This is a genomic window from Lacrimispora amygdalina, assembly GCF_900205965.1.
Taxonomy (GTDB): Bacteria; Bacillota; Clostridia; order Lachnospirales; family Lachnospiraceae; genus Lacrimispora; species Lacrimispora amygdalina_A.
On record NZ_OAOF01000005.1, the window covers coordinates 48992 to 65162 of the forward strand.

Annotated in this window: 17 protein-coding genes; 13 read left to right on the top strand and 4 right to left on the bottom strand. The window is 41.3% G+C overall.

Annotated elements, in window-relative coordinates; translation table 11 throughout:
* Positions 1 to 12 precede the first annotated feature (12 nt).
* The 4 genes from CRO04_RS08595 to CRO04_RS08610 all read left to right on the top strand — a co-directional run bounded on the left by CRO04_RS08595 (position 13) and on the right by CRO04_RS08610 (position 4667).
* Complete coding sequence (locus CRO04_RS08595; protein ID WP_097003837.1) at positions 13 to 1377, top strand: MATE family efflux transporter; 1365 nt, start codon at positions 13 to 15, stop codon at positions 1375 to 1377.
* Positions 1378 to 1463: 86 nt separating this feature from the next.
* Positions 1464 to 2708, top strand: a complete 1245-nt coding sequence (locus CRO04_RS08600) for a C40 family peptidase (RefSeq protein ID WP_097003838.1) — start codon at positions 1464 to 1466, stop codon at positions 2706 to 2708.
* Positions 2709 to 2889: 181 nt separating this feature from the next.
* A complete protein-coding gene (locus CRO04_RS08605) occupies positions 2890 to 3582 on the top strand; it encodes an iron-sulfur cluster assembly scaffold protein (protein ID WP_097003839.1) in 693 nt (230 codons plus the stop codon).
* A 74-nt stretch (positions 3583 to 3656) separates the two neighbouring features.
* The gene (locus CRO04_RS08610; RefSeq protein WP_097003840.1) at positions 3657 to 4667 is read left to right on the top strand and encodes a GGGtGRT protein; all 1011 of its coding nucleotides are present in this window, start codon (positions 3657 to 3659) and stop codon (positions 4665 to 4667) included.
* 148 nt (positions 4668 to 4815) lie between these two features.
* Here CRO04_RS08610 and CRO04_RS08615 read toward each other — a convergent pair whose 3' ends face one another.
* Complete coding sequence (locus CRO04_RS08615) at positions 4816 to 5385, bottom strand: DUF5067 domain-containing protein (protein ID WP_207654425.1); 570 nt, start codon at positions 5383 to 5385, stop codon at positions 4816 to 4818.
* 8 nt (positions 5386 to 5393) lie between these two features.
* Positions 5394 to 5582, bottom strand: coding sequence for a helix-turn-helix domain-containing protein (locus tag CRO04_RS27415; protein ID WP_141400960.1), 189 nt, complete (start codon positions 5580 to 5582; stop codon positions 5394 to 5396).
* A gap of 422 nt (positions 5583 to 6004) precedes the next feature.
* Between CRO04_RS27415 and CRO04_RS08625 the strand changes: the two genes are divergently transcribed.
* Complete coding sequence (locus CRO04_RS08625) at positions 6005 to 6340, top strand: DUF3784 domain-containing protein (protein ID WP_097003843.1); 336 nt, start codon at positions 6005 to 6007, stop codon at positions 6338 to 6340.
* A 903-nt stretch (positions 6341 to 7243) separates the two neighbouring features.
* Entirely contained in the window at positions 7244 to 7789 is a 546-nt protein-coding gene (locus CRO04_RS08630) for a GNAT family N-acetyltransferase (protein ID WP_097003844.1), read from the top strand.
* 96 nt (positions 7790 to 7885) lie between these two features.
* Here the strand turns inward: CRO04_RS08630 and CRO04_RS27420 are convergent, their stop codons facing one another.
* Positions 7886 to 8101 (bottom strand): DUF6774 domain-containing protein, encoded by a 216-nt coding sequence (locus tag CRO04_RS27420; protein WP_420323208.1) that lies wholly within the window; start codon positions 8099 to 8101, stop codon positions 7886 to 7888.
* 141 nt (positions 8102 to 8242) lie between these two features.
* Between CRO04_RS27420 and CRO04_RS08635 the strand changes: the two genes are divergently transcribed.
* Entirely contained in the window at positions 8243 to 8755 is a 513-nt protein-coding gene (locus tag CRO04_RS08635; RefSeq protein WP_097003845.1) for a GNAT family N-acetyltransferase, read from the top strand.
* 156 nt (positions 8756 to 8911) lie between these two features.
* Here the strand turns inward: CRO04_RS08635 and CRO04_RS08640 are convergent, their stop codons facing one another.
* Positions 8912 to 9580 carry a superoxide dismutase gene (locus CRO04_RS08640; protein ID WP_097003846.1) on the bottom strand — a complete coding sequence of 223 codons (669 nt, stop codon included), beginning with the start codon at positions 9578 to 9580 and terminating at the stop codon, positions 8912 to 8914.
* A gap of 55 nt (positions 9581 to 9635) precedes the next feature.
* Between CRO04_RS08640 and CRO04_RS08645 the strand changes: the two genes are divergently transcribed.
* The 6 genes from CRO04_RS08645 (at position 9636) to cysK (ending at position 16134) form a co-directional block, all read left to right on the top strand.
* Positions 9636 to 10202 (top strand): HIT family protein, encoded by a 567-nt coding sequence (locus CRO04_RS08645; protein ID WP_330400805.1) that lies wholly within the window; start codon positions 9636 to 9638, stop codon positions 10200 to 10202.
* 139 nt (positions 10203 to 10341) lie between these two features.
* Complete coding sequence (locus CRO04_RS08650; RefSeq protein WP_097003847.1) at positions 10342 to 11649, top strand: O-acetylhomoserine aminocarboxypropyltransferase/cysteine synthase family protein; 1308 nt, start codon at positions 10342 to 10344, stop codon at positions 11647 to 11649.
* 73 nt (positions 11650 to 11722) lie between these two features.
* Positions 11723 to 12631: a LysR family transcriptional regulator gene (locus tag CRO04_RS08655; protein ID WP_097003848.1), complete on the top strand. Its 909-nt coding sequence runs from the start codon at positions 11723 to 11725 to the stop codon at positions 12629 to 12631.
* Between the two features lie 127 nt (positions 12632 to 12758).
* On the top strand, positions 12759 to 13913 hold the full coding sequence (locus CRO04_RS08660) for a trans-sulfuration enzyme family protein (RefSeq protein ID WP_097003849.1): 1155 nt from the start codon (positions 12759 to 12761) through the stop codon (positions 13911 to 13913).
* Complete coding sequence (locus CRO04_RS08665; RefSeq protein ID WP_097003850.1) at positions 13906 to 15090, top strand: MalY/PatB family protein; 1185 nt, start codon at positions 13906 to 13908, stop codon at positions 15088 to 15090. Before CRO04_RS08660 ends, CRO04_RS08665 begins: the two co-directional genes overlap by 8 nt.
* 111 nt (positions 15091 to 15201) lie before the next feature.
* Entirely contained in the window at positions 15202 to 16134 is a 933-nt protein-coding gene (gene cysK / locus CRO04_RS08670; RefSeq protein ID WP_097003851.1) for a cysteine synthase A, read from the top strand.
* Positions 16135 to 16171 lie beyond the last annotated feature (37 nt).

Consider the following 16171-nt stretch of genomic DNA (forward strand, 5'->3'; position numbering starts at 1 on the left):
AGAAAACAATAGATGAATAAAAAAGTAGATTTACTAAAAGGACATATATTTACTTCTTTGACGGAGCTGGCGCTTCCAATTATGATCTCCGCACTGATTCAGATGGCTTACAATCTGACAGATATGGCATGGATCGGCATCGCCGGTGCGCCGGCAGTGGCGGCGGTGGGAGCAGGCGGAATGTATGTCTGGCTCTCTCAGGGAGTTGTGGCACTGGCTAAAATGGGCGGACAGGTAAAGGTTGCCCATGCCCTTGGCGGAGACAGGAAAGAGGAAGCAGCAGTTTATGCATCAGGAGCCCTTCAGCTAGGTCTTCTGTTTTCCGTACTTTTTGGAGGGCTGTGTATATTTGGAGCAAAACCACTGATCGGTTTTTTTGGACTGAGTGACAGTCTGATTATGGAGAATGCCCGGACGTATTTAAGGATTACCTGCGGTTTAATTGTATTTTCTTTTATGAATGTAATACTGACTGGTATTCTCACAGCCATGGGGGACAGCAGAACCCCTTTAAAGGCCAATACAATAGGAATGGTTTTGAATATGATTCTGGATCCTTTTTTGATTTTCGGAGCAGGACCGGTGAAAGGTTTTGGAGTAGGCGGGGCAGCAGCAGCCACGGTAATAGCGCAGGCAGTTGTTTTTCTCGTATTTTTAATAGCTATCCGCAAAGACAGGCTGGTATTTGATAAGGTACGTCTTATCCAGAAGGTCCCCGCAGATTTTATAGTATCCATGATCAGGATTGGATTCCCGGCTTCTGTTCAGAATTTAATTTATACCAGTATTTCCATGATAATCACCCGGTTTGTGGCAGAATTCGGCGATGCGGCTGTGGCGGTACTCCGTGTAGGAGGGCAGATTGAATCCATCTCATGGATGACTGCAGATGGATTTGCAGGTGCTATTAATTCATTTGTGGGACAGAATTATGGGGCAAAGCAGTACACAAGAGTGAAAAAGGGATATTTTACTGCAGCAGCAGTGATGTTTTTCTGGGGTATATTTTGTACCTTTTTGCTGATTGTTTTCCCGAAGCAGATATTCGGACTTTTCATACATGAGTCAGATGTGATTCCAATGGGAGTGCATTATCTGGTTATCCTGGGAGTGAGCCAGATGTTCATGTGTGTGGAACTTACAACGGTAGGTGCATTATCGGGACTTGGAAAGACTTTATTAAGCTCAGTAATCAGCATTGTATTTACTTCAGCCAGGATTCCCCTCGCCATGCTTTTAGGCAGTACAGTTCTGGGACTGGACGGAATCTGGTGGGCTTTTTCCATATCCAGTATCCTGAAGGGGATTTTGTTTTTCCTGTGTTTTATCATCGTATCCAGGAGGCTTAATGTCTGTCAGGAGAAATCTTTTTTATAAATTTATAATTTGGACTTGAATTTTACCCTCTGTTTACGTTAACATAGAGGTAGGTTAAAGATAGAAAAAATGCAAAGGAACTGACGATGAAACGAAAAGTACAGATTATATATCATAAATATGCGGGATTACTTCGCAGGCTGTTCTGTGGTGTAATGGTAAGTGCCATGGTCTGCACACAGACTGTTCCGGTCTTTGCAACGTCAAAGGCAGAAAAGGAAAAGCAGGAAGCTCAGAAGAAACTGAATGAGGCTAATAAAAAGGCGCAGGAAGCGGAACATAATAAAAGTGCAGCGCAGAATCAGGTATCTAAGCTTACCAAAGATTTAACAGCTCTTTTATCGGATATTAAGATACTGGAAAATGATATGGCAAATAAGGAAAAGGAAATCAAACAGGCCGAATCGGATTACCAGGAAGCGAAAAAAGAGGAAGAAAAGCAGTATATTGCCATGAAAAAAAGAATCCAGTATATGTATGAGAAGGGTGATACCCAATATCTGGATATTTTTCTACAGGTAAAGGATATGTCTGATCTGCTTAATAAAGCGGAATACGTGGAAGATATCTATACATACGACCGGAAGATGCTTGTGAAATTCCAGGAGACGAAGCAGCAGGTAGCGGATTATAAGTCTGATCTGGAAGAGGACAAGAATGAGATGGAAGTGATGGAGCTGGAGTATAAGGATCAGAAGAAACAGCTGGAAACGCTCATTGCAACCAAGAAAAAAGAAGTCAGCAATTTTGACAGCCAGCTGGCTACGGCTAAGAAGGATGCAGATCTCTATGCACAGACGGTAGCGAAAAAGAATGAAGAGATCCGTAAGGCAAAGGAAGAGGAAGCGAGAAAAATAGCTGAACAGGCGAGAAAAAAGGCTGAAGAGGATGCAAGGAAAAAGGCCGCTTCTAACAAAGGAGGCCGCAGTTCCAGCAAAACTAATAAATATTCCGGTCCTAACGCGTCTAAGAGCAGCGGCGGAACTGTTCAGGGAAGGGCGGTTGCAGATTACGGTCTGCAGTTTGTGGGGAACCCCTATGTGTTTGGAGGAACCAGCCTGACCAATGGAACTGACTGTTCCGGATTTGTGCAGTCTGTGTACAGGCATTTCGGATATTCTCTGCCCAGAAGCTCTTCCGAGCAGCGCTCTGCAGGAACCGAGGTCTCTTATTCGGATGCCCAGCCGGGAGATTTGATCTGTTATGCAGGTCATATCGGGATCTATATCGGGAACGGCCAGATTGTTCATGCCAGTTCTCCCGCTACCGGTATCAAGGTTGGTACGGCTACCTATCGTACCATATTGTCGGTAAGAAGAGTGATACAGTAATTAGTACGCCAGTAGGCCGAAGATAGGAAACAGGTCGGTTCCTCTCTTCGGCCATTAAATTGTATGGCCTAAAAAACACTTGCGGAATTCGACATAATATGAGAAAATGATATCAAGTATGATGTGATATAATTAACAAAGTACTTTTCATGATGATTACTTATTTGAAAGGAGTTTTAACATGATTTATTCACATGAAGTAGAAGAGATGTGCACAGTAGCACAGGGCGTTCATCACGGCGCTGCTCCAATCCCAGAAGAAGCAAAATGGGTAAAATCAAAAGAAGTTAAAGATATCTCCGGTCTGACACATGGTGTTGGCTGGTGTGCTCCCCAGCAGGGCGCATGCAAGCTGACTCTTAACGTAAAAGAGGGTATTATTCAGGAAGCATTAGTGGAAACTATCGGATGCTCCGGTATGACACACTCTGCTGCTATGGCAGCCGAAATTCTGCCAGGACTGACCGTTTTAGAGGCATTGAATACAGACCTTGTTTGTGATGCCATTAATACAGCAATGAGAGAATTATTCTTACAGATCGCATACGGAAGAACCCAGAGTGCATTCTCAGAAGATGGACTTCCGGTTGGTGCAGGTCTGGAAGATTTAGGAAAAGGTCTTCGTTCCCAGGTTGGTACCATGTATGGAACATTAAAGAAAGGTCCCCGCTATCTGGAAATGGCTGAAGGCTATGTAACCGGAATCGCTCTGGATGAGGAAGATCAGATCATCGGATATCAGTTCGTAAGCCTTGGTAAGATGACTGACTTCATCAAGAAGGGTGATGATCCCAATACTGCCTGGGAAAAAGCAAAAGGACAGTACGGCCGTGTAGCGGAAGCTGCAAAGATCATTGACCCAAGACACGAATAATCGGTCGGCGAAAGCCTGCCGGTATCCGGTTATGAAAGCGAAGAGATTTGGCCAATAATAAGGAGGACAAGATAATGGCTTTATTTGAATCATATGAGAGAAGAATTGACAAAATCAATTCTGTTTTAAACAGCTATGGCATCGCTTCTATCGAAGAAGCGGAAAAGATTACAAAAGATGCAGGTCTGGATGTTTACGAACAGGTGAAGAAGATCCAGCCTATCTGTTTCGAAAATGCTTGTTGGGCTTACACGGTAGGCGCAGCGATTGCAATTAAAAAAGGATGCAGAAAAGCAGCAGATGCAGCAGCAGCAATTGGTGAAGGTCTTCAGGCTTTCTGTATTCCAGGCTCCGTTGCAGATCAGCGTAAAGTAGGTATTGGTCATGGAAATCTTGGAAAGATGCTTCTGGAAGAGAATACAGACTGCTTCTGTTTCCTGGCAGGCCATGAGTCCTTTGCTGCAGCAGAAGGTGCTATTGGTATTGCAGAGAAGGCAAACAAAGTACGTCAGAAACCACTGCGTGTTATCTTAAACGGTTTGGGAAAAGATGCAGCTCAGATCATTTCCAGAATCAACGGATTTACATATGTAGAAACTGAGATGGATTACTACACAGGCGAAGTAAAAGAACTGTTCAGAAAATCCTATTCAGAAGGTTTAAGAGCAAAGGTTAACTGCTACGGCGCTAATGACGTAACAGAAGGTGTTGCTATCATGTGGAAGGAAGGCGTTGACGTATCCATCACAGGTAACTCCACCAACCCAACCAGATTCCAGCATCCGGTTGCAGGTACCTATAAGAAGGAATGTACCGAAAAGGGCAAGAATTACTTCTCCGTAGCATCCGGCGGCGGTACAGGACGTACCCTTCACCCAGACAACATGGCAGCAGGTCCGGCTTCCTACGGTATGACAGATACCATGGGACGTATGCACTCTGACGCTCAGTTCGCAGGTTCTTCTTCCGTTCCGGCTCACGTAGAGATGATGGGTCTGATCGGTATGGGTAACAACCCTATGGTTGGTGCCACCGTGGCTGTAGCTGTTGGGATCGAGGAAAGTGCTAACGCAGGTAAATTCTAAGGATAAACCTTGATTTTCAAGGGGAAATACCATTTGATATAGAAAAGAGGAGTTCGCTTTGGGCGGCTCCTCTTTTTGCTTGGATGGGGTAAAATGATGCTTTTGTCTACCGTTTGTCTACCAAAATTATTAGTGGTAGACACTGTATTTAATTCAAATTCAATATAGCTTTGGAGGTTTTTTTGTTTGAACTCCAGTCCCATAATTCTTCAAGAATGAGTGTGACATCGCTTTTGTCTGAAATTTTAAAAGCTTCTGCTACATTAAGAGTTATTCCGGGCATAACATTTTTATAGTAATTATCAATGGCATTATTACTGGAAGAAGCTATAGTACTGTCACATTCTATTCCGTTTTGGTAAGCTGTTATATAGCTTCCGCTTCCCAATGCGCTTTGAGCCTCATTTGCTTTATTTGTAAAACCATAGTATACAATTACGCAAGCATTGCCATCATAATCGGTGGAGATCTCGTGTTTGGTATATTTAACATGACTGTCGCTTATATCAAAATCGAAGAGTGGAGCTTGTACCATTGATCCATCTGCCCCGACTTGTTTTCCGTCAGGAGTAGATGTATTAGTTAAGATGTAGCCTGATTCGTTAAAATAATATTGTTTACTGTTTATATCTTGCCAACTGTTTACCGGATAGCTTCCATCATCGTTTTGATACCACCACCCCTTAGCGTCCTGTTTCCATTCTCCAGCAAAAGCCACGGTACTCATCATCGCCGGGCTGGATCTAAATCGTATATATCGCATAATGCGCAGAAAGTATCTATGTCTGGCTCTGATATACCATTTTCATAATTGCTAAGTATATTACCTTTTACACCTATTTTTCTTGCGACATCACTCTGTATAATAAAAATATCAAGAAACACGAAAAAAGCATTTAACATCACAAGAAACATATATTGGAGTACTAATGAACAAATTTCTAAATCCAAGATCACCGAACGTGAAAGGAGCGTAAATAACGAAACTAACCGGAGTTTGATGGATCTGTGAAGAGATTGTGAAAGGAGAGAAAGAATGGGTGTGTGTTATTTCTTTAAATATTTGATACAACATAGAAAAACCATAATGTAAACAATAAATTTGAAAATTTCACATGCATAAATAAACAAAGGAATAGCAGCCATAGTGTATACCTCCAATCATTTTTTTATTAGATTGTAATATAAAAAGTTAGAAAATAATAGTGGTTATATTATTAAAAATATTTATAAAATCAGGATTTAACGTATTACTGTACATTGAAAACTTAATATTGATAGTTGGTAGTGCAAAATGGTATTATATAATTAAGTCATAATATTGTAGGAGGGGATTTATGAATATTGGATTTTGGATGTGTATTGTTTTGGTGCCGAGTTTTGGAATTATAGGCTTACTTTTTGGAATCTTCAAGGAGAAAGCGGCAAGATTCGTTTCAGGATTTAATACATTATCTGAAGGAGAGAAAGCTTTATATGATAAGGCCTATATAGCTAGGGATATTAGAAATTCATGTTTTATATGGACAGCTATTATGCTTTGTGGTGCGTTAGGCTCTCTTTTTCTTACACAGTATTTTGCAATTGCAGCATATATCATATGGGGGATTTTATTTTTCAAAGATGTTCACATTGATACAAATAAGGCATTTGAAAAGTATTTATTAAAATGAATGGGGTTCCAAATAAATAATCTCTTTAACTACTAACTATCAGTATTGAGCTGGTAGTTTTTTATTGTCAGAAAGAGAAAGGAGCTTAAGTTGGCAGAACAGAATGAAATGTTATAGATTGTCACTCCGATGATTGAGCATGTATGATCACCTGTGCGGTTCCCTGGGGATATCATATCTGCAATATCCTGAATACATATAACCGGATCAAAAGAAGCTATGAATGTATTAATTGCATTTGCTTTGTGTCACTTAGATGATCAGTGACCGTGAGGTAGATGCCCGGCATCTGGCAATGATATTGCTGGCTGAGACAACGAATACACCAACAAAGAAAAGCTACGGGAAGCGGTTGAAATTGTAGATTGTTTGAGCAATTAAACTGAAATCTAAAACAACTGAGAGATAACAAAAACCCGCCAATCCTTTAAACGAACTGACGGGCAATAATTAATAATGATTTACATCTGTTTCTGCAACAGCTTTTGTTTGGTGAATAGTGCCCCAAGGGTGAGCATACAGGCAGAGGCGGATGCAGCTGCAAAGATCACGGGAGATTGTTTGCGGTAGGGACGTATTACGAGAAAAAGACAGCAGGGAGGTGACGGTTTGGGAAATGTAAGACCATTGAACCACAGTAAGTACGGGATAAGTAAAAATCGCTTCTGAGAACTGTATTATCGAGCCGGAATGTTGGTGACGCTACTCAGCAGCTGGCTATGAGACGGGCTATGCAAAGCAGAAGCATTAGTTTGAATCTTATTTATTGCTTTAATGTTCATGAGCTACGGTAAATCGAAATTTGCTGAATTAATAATCATTGAAAACTTAATATTGATAGTTAGTTGGAAATGTAGTAGCCTATAATTATAAAGATAATTATGTTCGGAAAGGTAGATGAAAATGAAGTACTATAAACTGGTAAAACTGAAAAATGGAAAAGCATGTATCCTCCGGAATCAAAATTGTGAAGATTCAAATGAAATTCTACAGCATATTATTTTAACGTCCGCTGAAACTGAGTATATGTTAAGTTACTTTGATGAAATTACAATGACCGAAGAGGAGGAAAGGATACATCTTAGTAATATTGAAGCTAGTCCGGATGAGCTTTTAATTTCTGCGGTTGTAGACGGTAAAATTGTCGCTAATGCGGGATTGAGCCCGGTCTCAAAACTTGATAAATGCAAGCATAGAGCAGAATTTGGGATCTCCATCGAAAAGAAATACTGGGGTTGGGGAATAGGATCTTTCATTATGTCTGCAGTTCTTGAAATAGCTCGTCAGGCTGGTTATGAACAGATTGAATTAGAAGTTGTAACAGATAACCAACGTGCAATCTCTTTATACGAAAAATATGGATTTAAAATATTTGGTAAAAATGAAATGGCGTTTCGCTGCCGTGATGGACAATATCAATCCCTGTATTTAATGTCTTGCAGATTATGATAAACCATAAAATAAATATGTCAAATATTACTAACTATCTGTATTAAGCTGGTAGTTTTTTAATACCGTAATTTAGCACGTAAAACTGAGATTTAGCTAACATATTTCGTCTGCTTCATCGGAACATTCGGTTGTATTTAGTGGAATGTTTGTACATGTATTAGAAATCGAACGTCTAGCTGCAATTGCACTTAGTGAATCACTTAATAATTCAAGGTCAGCTGCTAATATGGATAATTCATTTTCATTTAAACAATCTGCAATCTGACAAGCTAACGTAGTAATAAATAATAAATCGCAACAATAACCCATAATATCTGTTATGTATATGTTTAAACCAACATAATATACCTTTAAACGTTGAAAATGCACGGGCTGGTTAAATAATTAATTTGATAGTTAAAATAGTTTCTTGTATAATATAAAAAATCAAATTAATGGAGGAATAAAACGTTGAAACTTCAATTAGTGAAATTAGATGAGAAATATAAACTGCATCTGAATAATATGATGGAAGAATGGTATGCCTCGGAAGAAAAAATTGTTCCAGCTGCAATTGTGAAAGTTGATTATCATGATTTTAATAATTACATACTTAGTATGAATGAAGATGAAGAAAAAGAAGGGTTTGTGCCTTATTCAACATATTTCTGTCTGGATGAGGAGAGAGATCTGTTCGTCGGAGCTGTTAATATCAGACATTATCTAAATGAATCTCTGCTGTTAAATGGAGGACATATTGGAGATGGTGTACGGCCTTCGGAAAGAAGAAAGGGAATAGCAACTAAAATGATTAAACTTGCCCTCAAGGAGTGCAAAAAGATCGGATTAGATAAAGTTTTAATGGTATGTGATAAAAAGAACATAGGTTCCGCAAAAAGCATAAAGAATAATGGCGGTATCCTGGAAAATGAGATTTTAGTAGATGGCATAATGGAACAAAGATATTGGATTGAAATTCATTAGAGGAGGAGAGGAGCCGTTGCAGGATAAGTGATATTTCACATATTCTGCAACGGCTCCTGTATGAGAAAATTTTGTAAAAGAATAATATCTGTAACAAAGCTTAATATACCAGCTGATTGTGTAGAAAAGTTGTAGAAGCGCAGAAATTTATGCAAATCAGACAATTTGATATTCCTGTCCGGTTGTTTCTTCATCTTCAATCCCCATACACTGTTTATACCGCTCATCCGCCTCCTGCCAGTTAATGACATGAAACCAGTCTTCTATGTATGCTGCTCTGTCATTATAACGCTGCAGAAAATAAGCGTGCTCCCAGACATCCATGGCGGAGATCACACAAAATCCAAAGGATATAGGAGTGTTTTGATTGGGGGTGGTTACAATTGTTAATTTCCCGTTTGAATCAACAACCAGCCATGCATATCCGGAACCAAAAACAGAAAGCGCCTTTCTCTTATATTCATTGAAAAATTCCTCCAGCGAACCAAAATCTCTTAATATAATAGGATAGAGTGTCTCGGCCTGTGTACGTTCCTGAGAATTAATCATTCCGTTAAAGTAGATAATATGATTGTAAACGCCACCCCCGTAATTGATGATGGACTGGCGGATTTCTTCCGGAAGACTTTCAGTGTTAGTCAGCAGCTCTTCCAAGGACATATTCTGCAGCTCCGGATAATCCCGCAGGATCGTGTTGAGTTCCACCACATATCTTTGAAGCTGCCTGTCATGATGAATGTACATGGTCTGGGAATCGATATAAGGTTCAAGTGAGTCGTATGCATAGGGAAGCGGTGGATTCACAAATGGATAATGTTCGTTCATGGGCAGGTTTTTCCTTTTGCATTTTTGTATATATATATTCCAAAGCCGATGAGATATGATGGATAAGCAAGGAATCAAAAAAATAGTGTGCGAAAAGCAAAACTGTTGTATAATATCAAAAGATGTAATGTATGAAAAAGCGGATAACAGGAAAGGAGCGGCTATGTGCGGAGTGTGCGACCGGATTCAGCTTATTAAAGAAGGCAGAAACCCGTATTTTGTAAAGGAACTGGAGACAGGATATGTGGTGCTGGGGGATTATCAAAGATTTCATGGATATACTCTTTTTTTATGTAAGGAACATGCATCGGAACTGCATGATCTGGAAAAGGAATTCCGCAATCGGTTTCTGCAGGAGATGGCTTTAACTGCAGAGGCAGTTTACCATGCATTTAAGCCGGATAAACTTAATTACGAGCTTTTGGGAAGTGGTAATTTTACTCATATGCACTGGCACATCTTCCCCAGGACTTTGAGTGACACCCCAACTCCAGGTCCGGTCTGGAAACTTCCGATGGAAGAACTTTACAGTGATAAATACTTACCAGGGGAAGAGACGCTTATCCTTATGAAGGACAAGCTGAACGAGGAACTGGATAAACTTCTGTCTCAACAGATGTAAATGCAGAATGAAGAAAACGGGTTATAGGTTTTTTCTATAGCCAGATAATAATAATAAATATTAACACAGATCTGTAAAACCTTGTATAATAGCACTTAACAAGAGACGATAAAGTATATTACCTATAGGAGGACAGGATATGAGCAAGAAGACCAGAGCAGAGAGAGATCTTAAATTTGAGACATTACAGTTACACGTGGGCCAGGAAGAGGCAGATTCCGTGACAGATGCCAGGGCAGTACCCATTTACCAGAGTTCTTCCTATGTGTTCCATAACAGCGATCATGCCGCAGCAAGATTTAATCTGACTGATGCGGGCAATATTTATGGCAGACTGACCAATCCGACCCAGGATGTATTTGAACGGAGAATCGCAGCATTGGAGGGCGGTGTGGCAGCGCTTGCTACAGCTTCCGGAGCAGCTGCAGTTACTTATTCCATTGAGAACCTTGCAAAGAACGGAGATCATGTTGTAGCAGCCAAGAACATTTACGGCGGTACCTATAACCTGCTGGAGCATACACTTCCGGATTATGGCATTACCACCACCTTTGTGGACCCATTTAATTATAAAGAAGTGGAAGATGCCATTAAAGAGAATACAAAACTGATCTTTATCGAGACACTGGGAAATCCCAATTCTGATGTGGTGGACATTGAACAGTTTGCGAAAATTGCGCATGCACATAAAATCCCGCTGATTGTAGACAATACCTTTGCAACGCCATATCTGGTAAGACCGATCGAGTATGGCGCTGATATCGTGGTACACTCCGCAACGAAGTTTATCGGAGGTCATGGAACCAGCATCGGCGGTGTGATCATTGACAGCGGAAAATTTGACTGGGAGGCTTCCGGTAAATTCCCTTCACTGTCGGATCCAAATCCAAGCTACCATGGAGTCAGCTTTACAAAGGCAGCCGGCCCGGCAGCTTATGTGACAAAGATCCGTGCGATTTTGCTTCGGGATACAGGAGCCTGCTTATCCCCAATCCACGCATTTGTCTTTTTACAGGGGCTTGAGACCTTGTCTTTAAGAGTGGAACGACATGTAGAGAATGCGCTGAAGGTGGTACAGTATTTAAAGAATCATCCACAGGTGGAAAAGGTGCATCACCCATCAGTTTCGGAAGAGGAGAGCCAGAAAGAATTGTACGCTAAGTATTTTCCCAATGGAGGAGGATCTATTTTTACCTTTGAAATCAAGGGAGACGCAAGAAAAGCCAAAGACTTCATTGACCAGCTGGAATTATTCTCACTTTTAGCTAATGTTGCAGATGTGAAATCTTTAGTAATCCATCCAGCCTCTACCACTCACTCTCAGATGACAGAGGAAGAGCTGGAGAATTCCGGAATCAAACCAAACACCATCCGTCTTTCCATCGGAACAGAACATGCATCGGATATTATTGAAGATCTGGAAGAAGCGTTTCAGGCGGTAAAATAACTGAATCAGATCATATGCAGGCTGCCATAGATTCTATGGCAGCTTTTGCGCAGGCAGAAAAAAAGGAGGACTTATGACATTACAGCAGCTTCGTTATGCCATATGCATTGCAAACCAGAAATCCATGAATAAAGCGGCTGCGGAATTATTCATTACCCAGCCCAGCTTATCCAGTACCATTCGGGATCTGGAGGAAGAAATCGGACTTCAGCTGTTTTTACGGTCTAACAGGGGGATTGTGATTACTCCTGAGGGGGAAGAATTTCTGGGATATGCCAGACAGATGCTGGAGCAGTACCGCCAGATGGAAGAGCGGTTTGTGAAAAAAGAAAAATTCAAGAAAAAATTCAGCGTGTCCATGCAGCATTACACCTTTGCAGTACAGGCCTTTATTCATATGGCGAAAGAATTTGGCATGGATGATTATGAGTTCGCGGTTCATGAAACCAGAACCTACGATGTAATTGAGCATGTGAAAAATCAAAAAAGTGAACTGGGGATTCTCTATCTGAATGATTTTAATCAAAAGTCAATGGAAAAGCTGTTTCATAGCAGTGAATTAGAATTTGCAGAGCTGTTTCAATGCAGAATCTATGTATATCTCTGGAAAGGAAATCCTCTGGCAAAGAAAGAGCTGATTGAATTTGAAGATTTAAAACAGTATCCCTGCCTCTCTTTCGAGCAGGGAACTAATAATGCATTCTATCTTGCTGAAGAGGTATTCAGTACCTATGAATACAAACAGATCATTAAGGCAGATGACAGAGCGACCTTATTGAATCTGATGGTGGGATTAAATGGCTACACCCTTTGTTCCGGTATTATCTGCGAAGATTTAAATGGGGATGAATACCGTGCCATCCCTCTTCATACCAGTGACCGGATGCGGATTGGTTATATTAAAAAGAAAAAAATGCCTCTCAGCATTCTGGGAGAAAAGTATATAGCGGAGCTAAAGAAATTTGAAAAGCAGGTTTTATAAGAAATCGCTTCCGCTATAGAAATAATAAATAGCAGGCTATTGTTTTTCAATCATACCGCTTAATCATGCCATACTGGTATACTCTTATATATGAAACACAAGAATAGAATAGAAAGCGGTGAAAAACATGGATTATGGAATTTCAACAAAATGTTTATATGGTGACGGAGCAGAGAGTTTGGTGGATCAATCCGGAGCAATCAGTTTTCCCATTTATCAGACAGCCACCTTTGCTCATAAAGGAGTAGGAGAGGGAACCGGATACGATTACAGCCGTTTGCAAAACCCCACAAGGGAACATTTGGAGAAGATTGTGGCTTCTCTGGAATATGGTGTGGATGCTCTGGCTTTTTCCAGCGGAATGGCGGCCATTACTGCGCTTATGGAGCTTTTTGCACCGGGAGACCACATTATTACTGACTGTGATCTGTATGGAGGAAGTATCCGGCTGTTTGATAACATCAGCAGAAAAAACGGGATAATCATAGATTCCGTGGACTGTTCCAATTCCTCTTACCATAAAGTGGAAGAACTGATTGGTAAAAATACAAGGGCAGTTTTCATAGAAACACCTACCAACCCCATGATGAATGTAACTGACATTGAGGAGATTGCTAAAATTACCAGAAAGCATGGGATACTCCTGATTGTAGATAATACGTTTATGTCTCCTTATTTTCAGAACCCTTTAAAACTGGGAGCAGACCTGGTGGTTCACAGCGGTACCAAGTATCTGGGAGGACATAATGATACGATAGCAGGTTTTCTTGTGACTTCTTCTACTGATATAGCCGAAAGACTTCGTTTTATCATAAAAACAGTGGGCTCCGGACTGGCACCCTTTGACAGCTGGCTCATCCTGCGGGGAATCAAGACGCTGGCTGTCCGTATGAAGCAGGCGGAGAAAAATGCGGGAGATCTGGTGGAGTGGCTGAAAAATGAGAAAAAAGTGAAGAAGATTTATTATCCGGGTCTATCGGACCATCCGGGACATGAGATCTGTAAGAAGCAGGCGGGAGGCTTTGGGTGTATGGTGACCTTTGAAGTGGAGTCAAAGGAGCTTGCCCACTGGATATTAAAGAGTGTGCGTCTGATCCGGTTTGCAGAGAGTCTTGGAGGTGTGGAAACTCTGATCACCTATCCGATCACTCAGACTCATGCAGATGTACCGGCGGATGTTCTTGCTGCTAATGGGATCACAGAACGGATCTTAAGACTTTCCGTAGGAATTGAAGATGTACAGGACTTAATAAAGGAATTGGAGCGTGTATTTCATGAGTAAAGAACAAATTGATTTTGATGAACGGATAGACAGAACGAATACAGGCTGTATCAAATATGATTTTGCAGTTCAGAGAGGAAAACCGGAAGGAATCCTGCCGCTGTGGGTAGCAGATATGGATTTCAAAGCACCCCAGCCAGTGCTTGATGCTCTGAAAGCCCGCGTGGAGCATGGGATTTTCGGCTACAGCGAGGGAAAAGAAGGCTACTTTGAGGCAGTGAAGGACTGGATGATGCGACGCCATGGCTGGAGCGTTGAGAGAAACTGGCTGGTAAAAACACCGGGAGTGGTTTTCGCTCTTGCCATGGCTGTGAAAGCATACACAAACCCGGGAGACGGTATCATGATTCAGCAGCCGGTTTATTATCCTTTCAGTGAAGTGATCAAAGATAACGGCAGAAAGATTGTTGATAATACCTTATATCTGGGCGAAGATGGAATCTATCATATGGATCTGGATGATTTTGAAAAAAAGGCGGCAGAAAATCAGGTAAAGCTGTTTTTCCTGTGCAGTCCCCATAATCCGGTGGGAAGAGTATGGACCAGAGATGAACTGACCCGGCTTGGCGGGATTTGTGAGCGTCTTGATATAATCGTTGTCAGCGATGAGATTCATCAGGACTTTGTGTTTAAGGGAGAGCATCAGGTGTTCGCAGCAATCAGTGATAAGTTCAGGAACCGGACGATTACCTGTACCGCTCCAAGTAAAACTTTTAATGTTGCAGGACTTCAGATCTCTAATATATTTATTTCAAATCCGGATTTAAGGCGTAAATTTAAAAAAGAGATCGCTGCCGCCGGATACAGCCAGTTAAACGCTTTGGGCTTAACTGCCTGTGAAGCTGCATACCGGTATGGGGAGGGCTGGCATGATCAGCTGATGGAGTATCTAAAAGAGAATGTACGGTTTGTTTGCAATTACTTAAAAGAAAATTTGCCGGAAATCAAACTGATTGAACCAGATGGAACTTACCTCATATGGCTGGACTTCCGGGGATTAGGACTAAGTGAACAGGAACGGGAAGACCTGATTGTAAAAAAAGCAGGCCTGTGGCTGGACAGCGGTGCAATGTTCGGACCGGTAGGAGAAGGCTTTGAACGAATCAATATAGCCTGTCCCCGGTCTCTTATTGTGGAAGCTCTCAATAAATTAACAGCTGCAATTAAAAATTTATAAATCTTTGAAAAAGGTATTGACACATCTCTCATTGTGCTTTAATATAATTGTATCATATAAACATATTAAAACTGTAGGTATAAATGAATAACAAAAATGGAGGTTAAGGATATGGGATCAATTAAGGAAAGTGCAGTAGAACTCATTGGAGGTACACCAATACTGAAAATCAGCCGTTATAGTACAGCAGAAGGAGTGGAAGGGGTTACGCTACTGGCAAAGCTGGAATACTTAAATCCAGCCGGATCAGTAAAGGATCGGATTGCTTTAGCCATGATTGAAGATGCAGAGGAAAAAGGGATTTTAAAACCGGGAGCTACCATCATTGAACCAACCTCCGGTAATACAGGAATTGGTCTTGCTGCGGTAGCGGCAGCCAAAGGATATAAGACAATCCTGACACTTCCAGATACCATGAGTGTGGAAAGAAGAAATCTTTTAAAAGCCTATGGTGCAGAGCTGGTACTTACGGAAGGTGCCAGGGGTATGAAAGGTGCTATAGAAAAAGCAGATGAATTAAAGGCTTCCATTGAAGGCTCCGTAATATTAGGTCAGTTCGTAAACCCTGCTAATCCCAAAGTGCATAAAGAGACAACAGGACCGGAAATCTGGGAACAGACAGACGGAACCGTTGACATCTTTGTTGCAGGTGTAGGTACAGGCGGAACTGTTACCGGAGTCGGCGCTTATTTAAAGGAAAAGAACCCGAATGTAAAGGTCGTTGCAGTGGAACCGGCAAGCAGCCCTGTGCTTAGCGGAGGCAAACCAGGACCACATAAGATTCAGGGAATCGGAGCAGGATTTGTACCGGAGGTACTCAATACTGCAGTATACGATGAAGTAATTACCGTTGAAAATGAGGATGCATTTAAAGAAGGCAAGATATTTGCAGTCACAGAAGGAATTCTGGTGGGTATTTCTTCCGGAGCGGCATTAAAGGCTGCTAAACTGATAGCGGAAAGGCCTGAGAATCAGGGAAAGACCATTGTGGTATTACTTCCCGACTCCGGTGACCGGTATTTATCCACTCCTTTGTTTGGATAAAAGAATCAATAATATCTGCCTGAATAAAACGGCTGGC

Coding starts and splice junctions, on each gene's coding strand:
- CRO04_RS08610 (WP_097003840.1), top strand. CDS start 3,657: ATGGCTTTATTTGAATCATATGAGAGAAGAATTGACAAAATCAATTCT.
- CRO04_RS08630 (WP_097003844.1), top strand. CDS start 7,244: ATGAAGTACTATAAACTGGTAAAACTGAAAAATGGAAAAGCATGTATC.
- CRO04_RS08665 (WP_097003850.1), top strand. CDS start 13,906: ATGAGTAAAGAACAAATTGATTTTGATGAACGGATAGACAGAACGAAT.
- CRO04_RS08655 (WP_097003848.1), top strand. CDS start 11,723: ATGACATTACAGCAGCTTCGTTATGCCATATGCATTGCAAACCAGAAA.
- CRO04_RS08600 (WP_097003838.1), top strand. CDS start 1,464: ATGAAACGAAAAGTACAGATTATATATCATAAATATGCGGGATTACTT.
- CRO04_RS08595 (WP_097003837.1), top strand. CDS start 13: ATGAATAAAAAAGTAGATTTACTAAAAGGACATATATTTACTTCTTTG.
- CRO04_RS08660 (WP_097003849.1), top strand. CDS start 12,759: ATGGATTATGGAATTTCAACAAAATGTTTATATGGTGACGGAGCAGAG.
- CRO04_RS08605 (WP_097003839.1), top strand. CDS start 2,890: ATGATTTATTCACATGAAGTAGAAGAGATGTGCACAGTAGCACAGGGC.
- CRO04_RS27415 (WP_141400960.1), bottom strand. CDS start 5,582: ATGTTTCTTGTGATGTTAAATGCTTTTTTCGTGTTTCTTGATATTTTT.
- CRO04_RS08650 (WP_097003847.1), top strand. CDS start 10,342: ATGAGCAAGAAGACCAGAGCAGAGAGAGATCTTAAATTTGAGACATTA.
- CRO04_RS08640 (WP_097003846.1), bottom strand. CDS start 9,580: ATGAACGAACATTATCCATTTGTGAATCCACCGCTTCCCTATGCATAC.
- cysK (WP_097003851.1), top strand. CDS start 15,202: ATGGGATCAATTAAGGAAAGTGCAGTAGAACTCATTGGAGGTACACCA.
- CRO04_RS08625 (WP_097003843.1), top strand. CDS start 6,005: ATGAATATTGGATTTTGGATGTGTATTGTTTTGGTGCCGAGTTTTGGA.
- CRO04_RS08645 (WP_330400805.1), top strand. CDS start 9,636: ATGATGGATAAGCAAGGAATCAAAAAAATAGTGTGCGAAAAGCAAAAC.
- CRO04_RS27420 (WP_420323208.1), bottom strand. CDS start 8,101: ATGGGTTATTGTTGCGATTTATTATTTATTACTACGTTAGCTTGTCAG.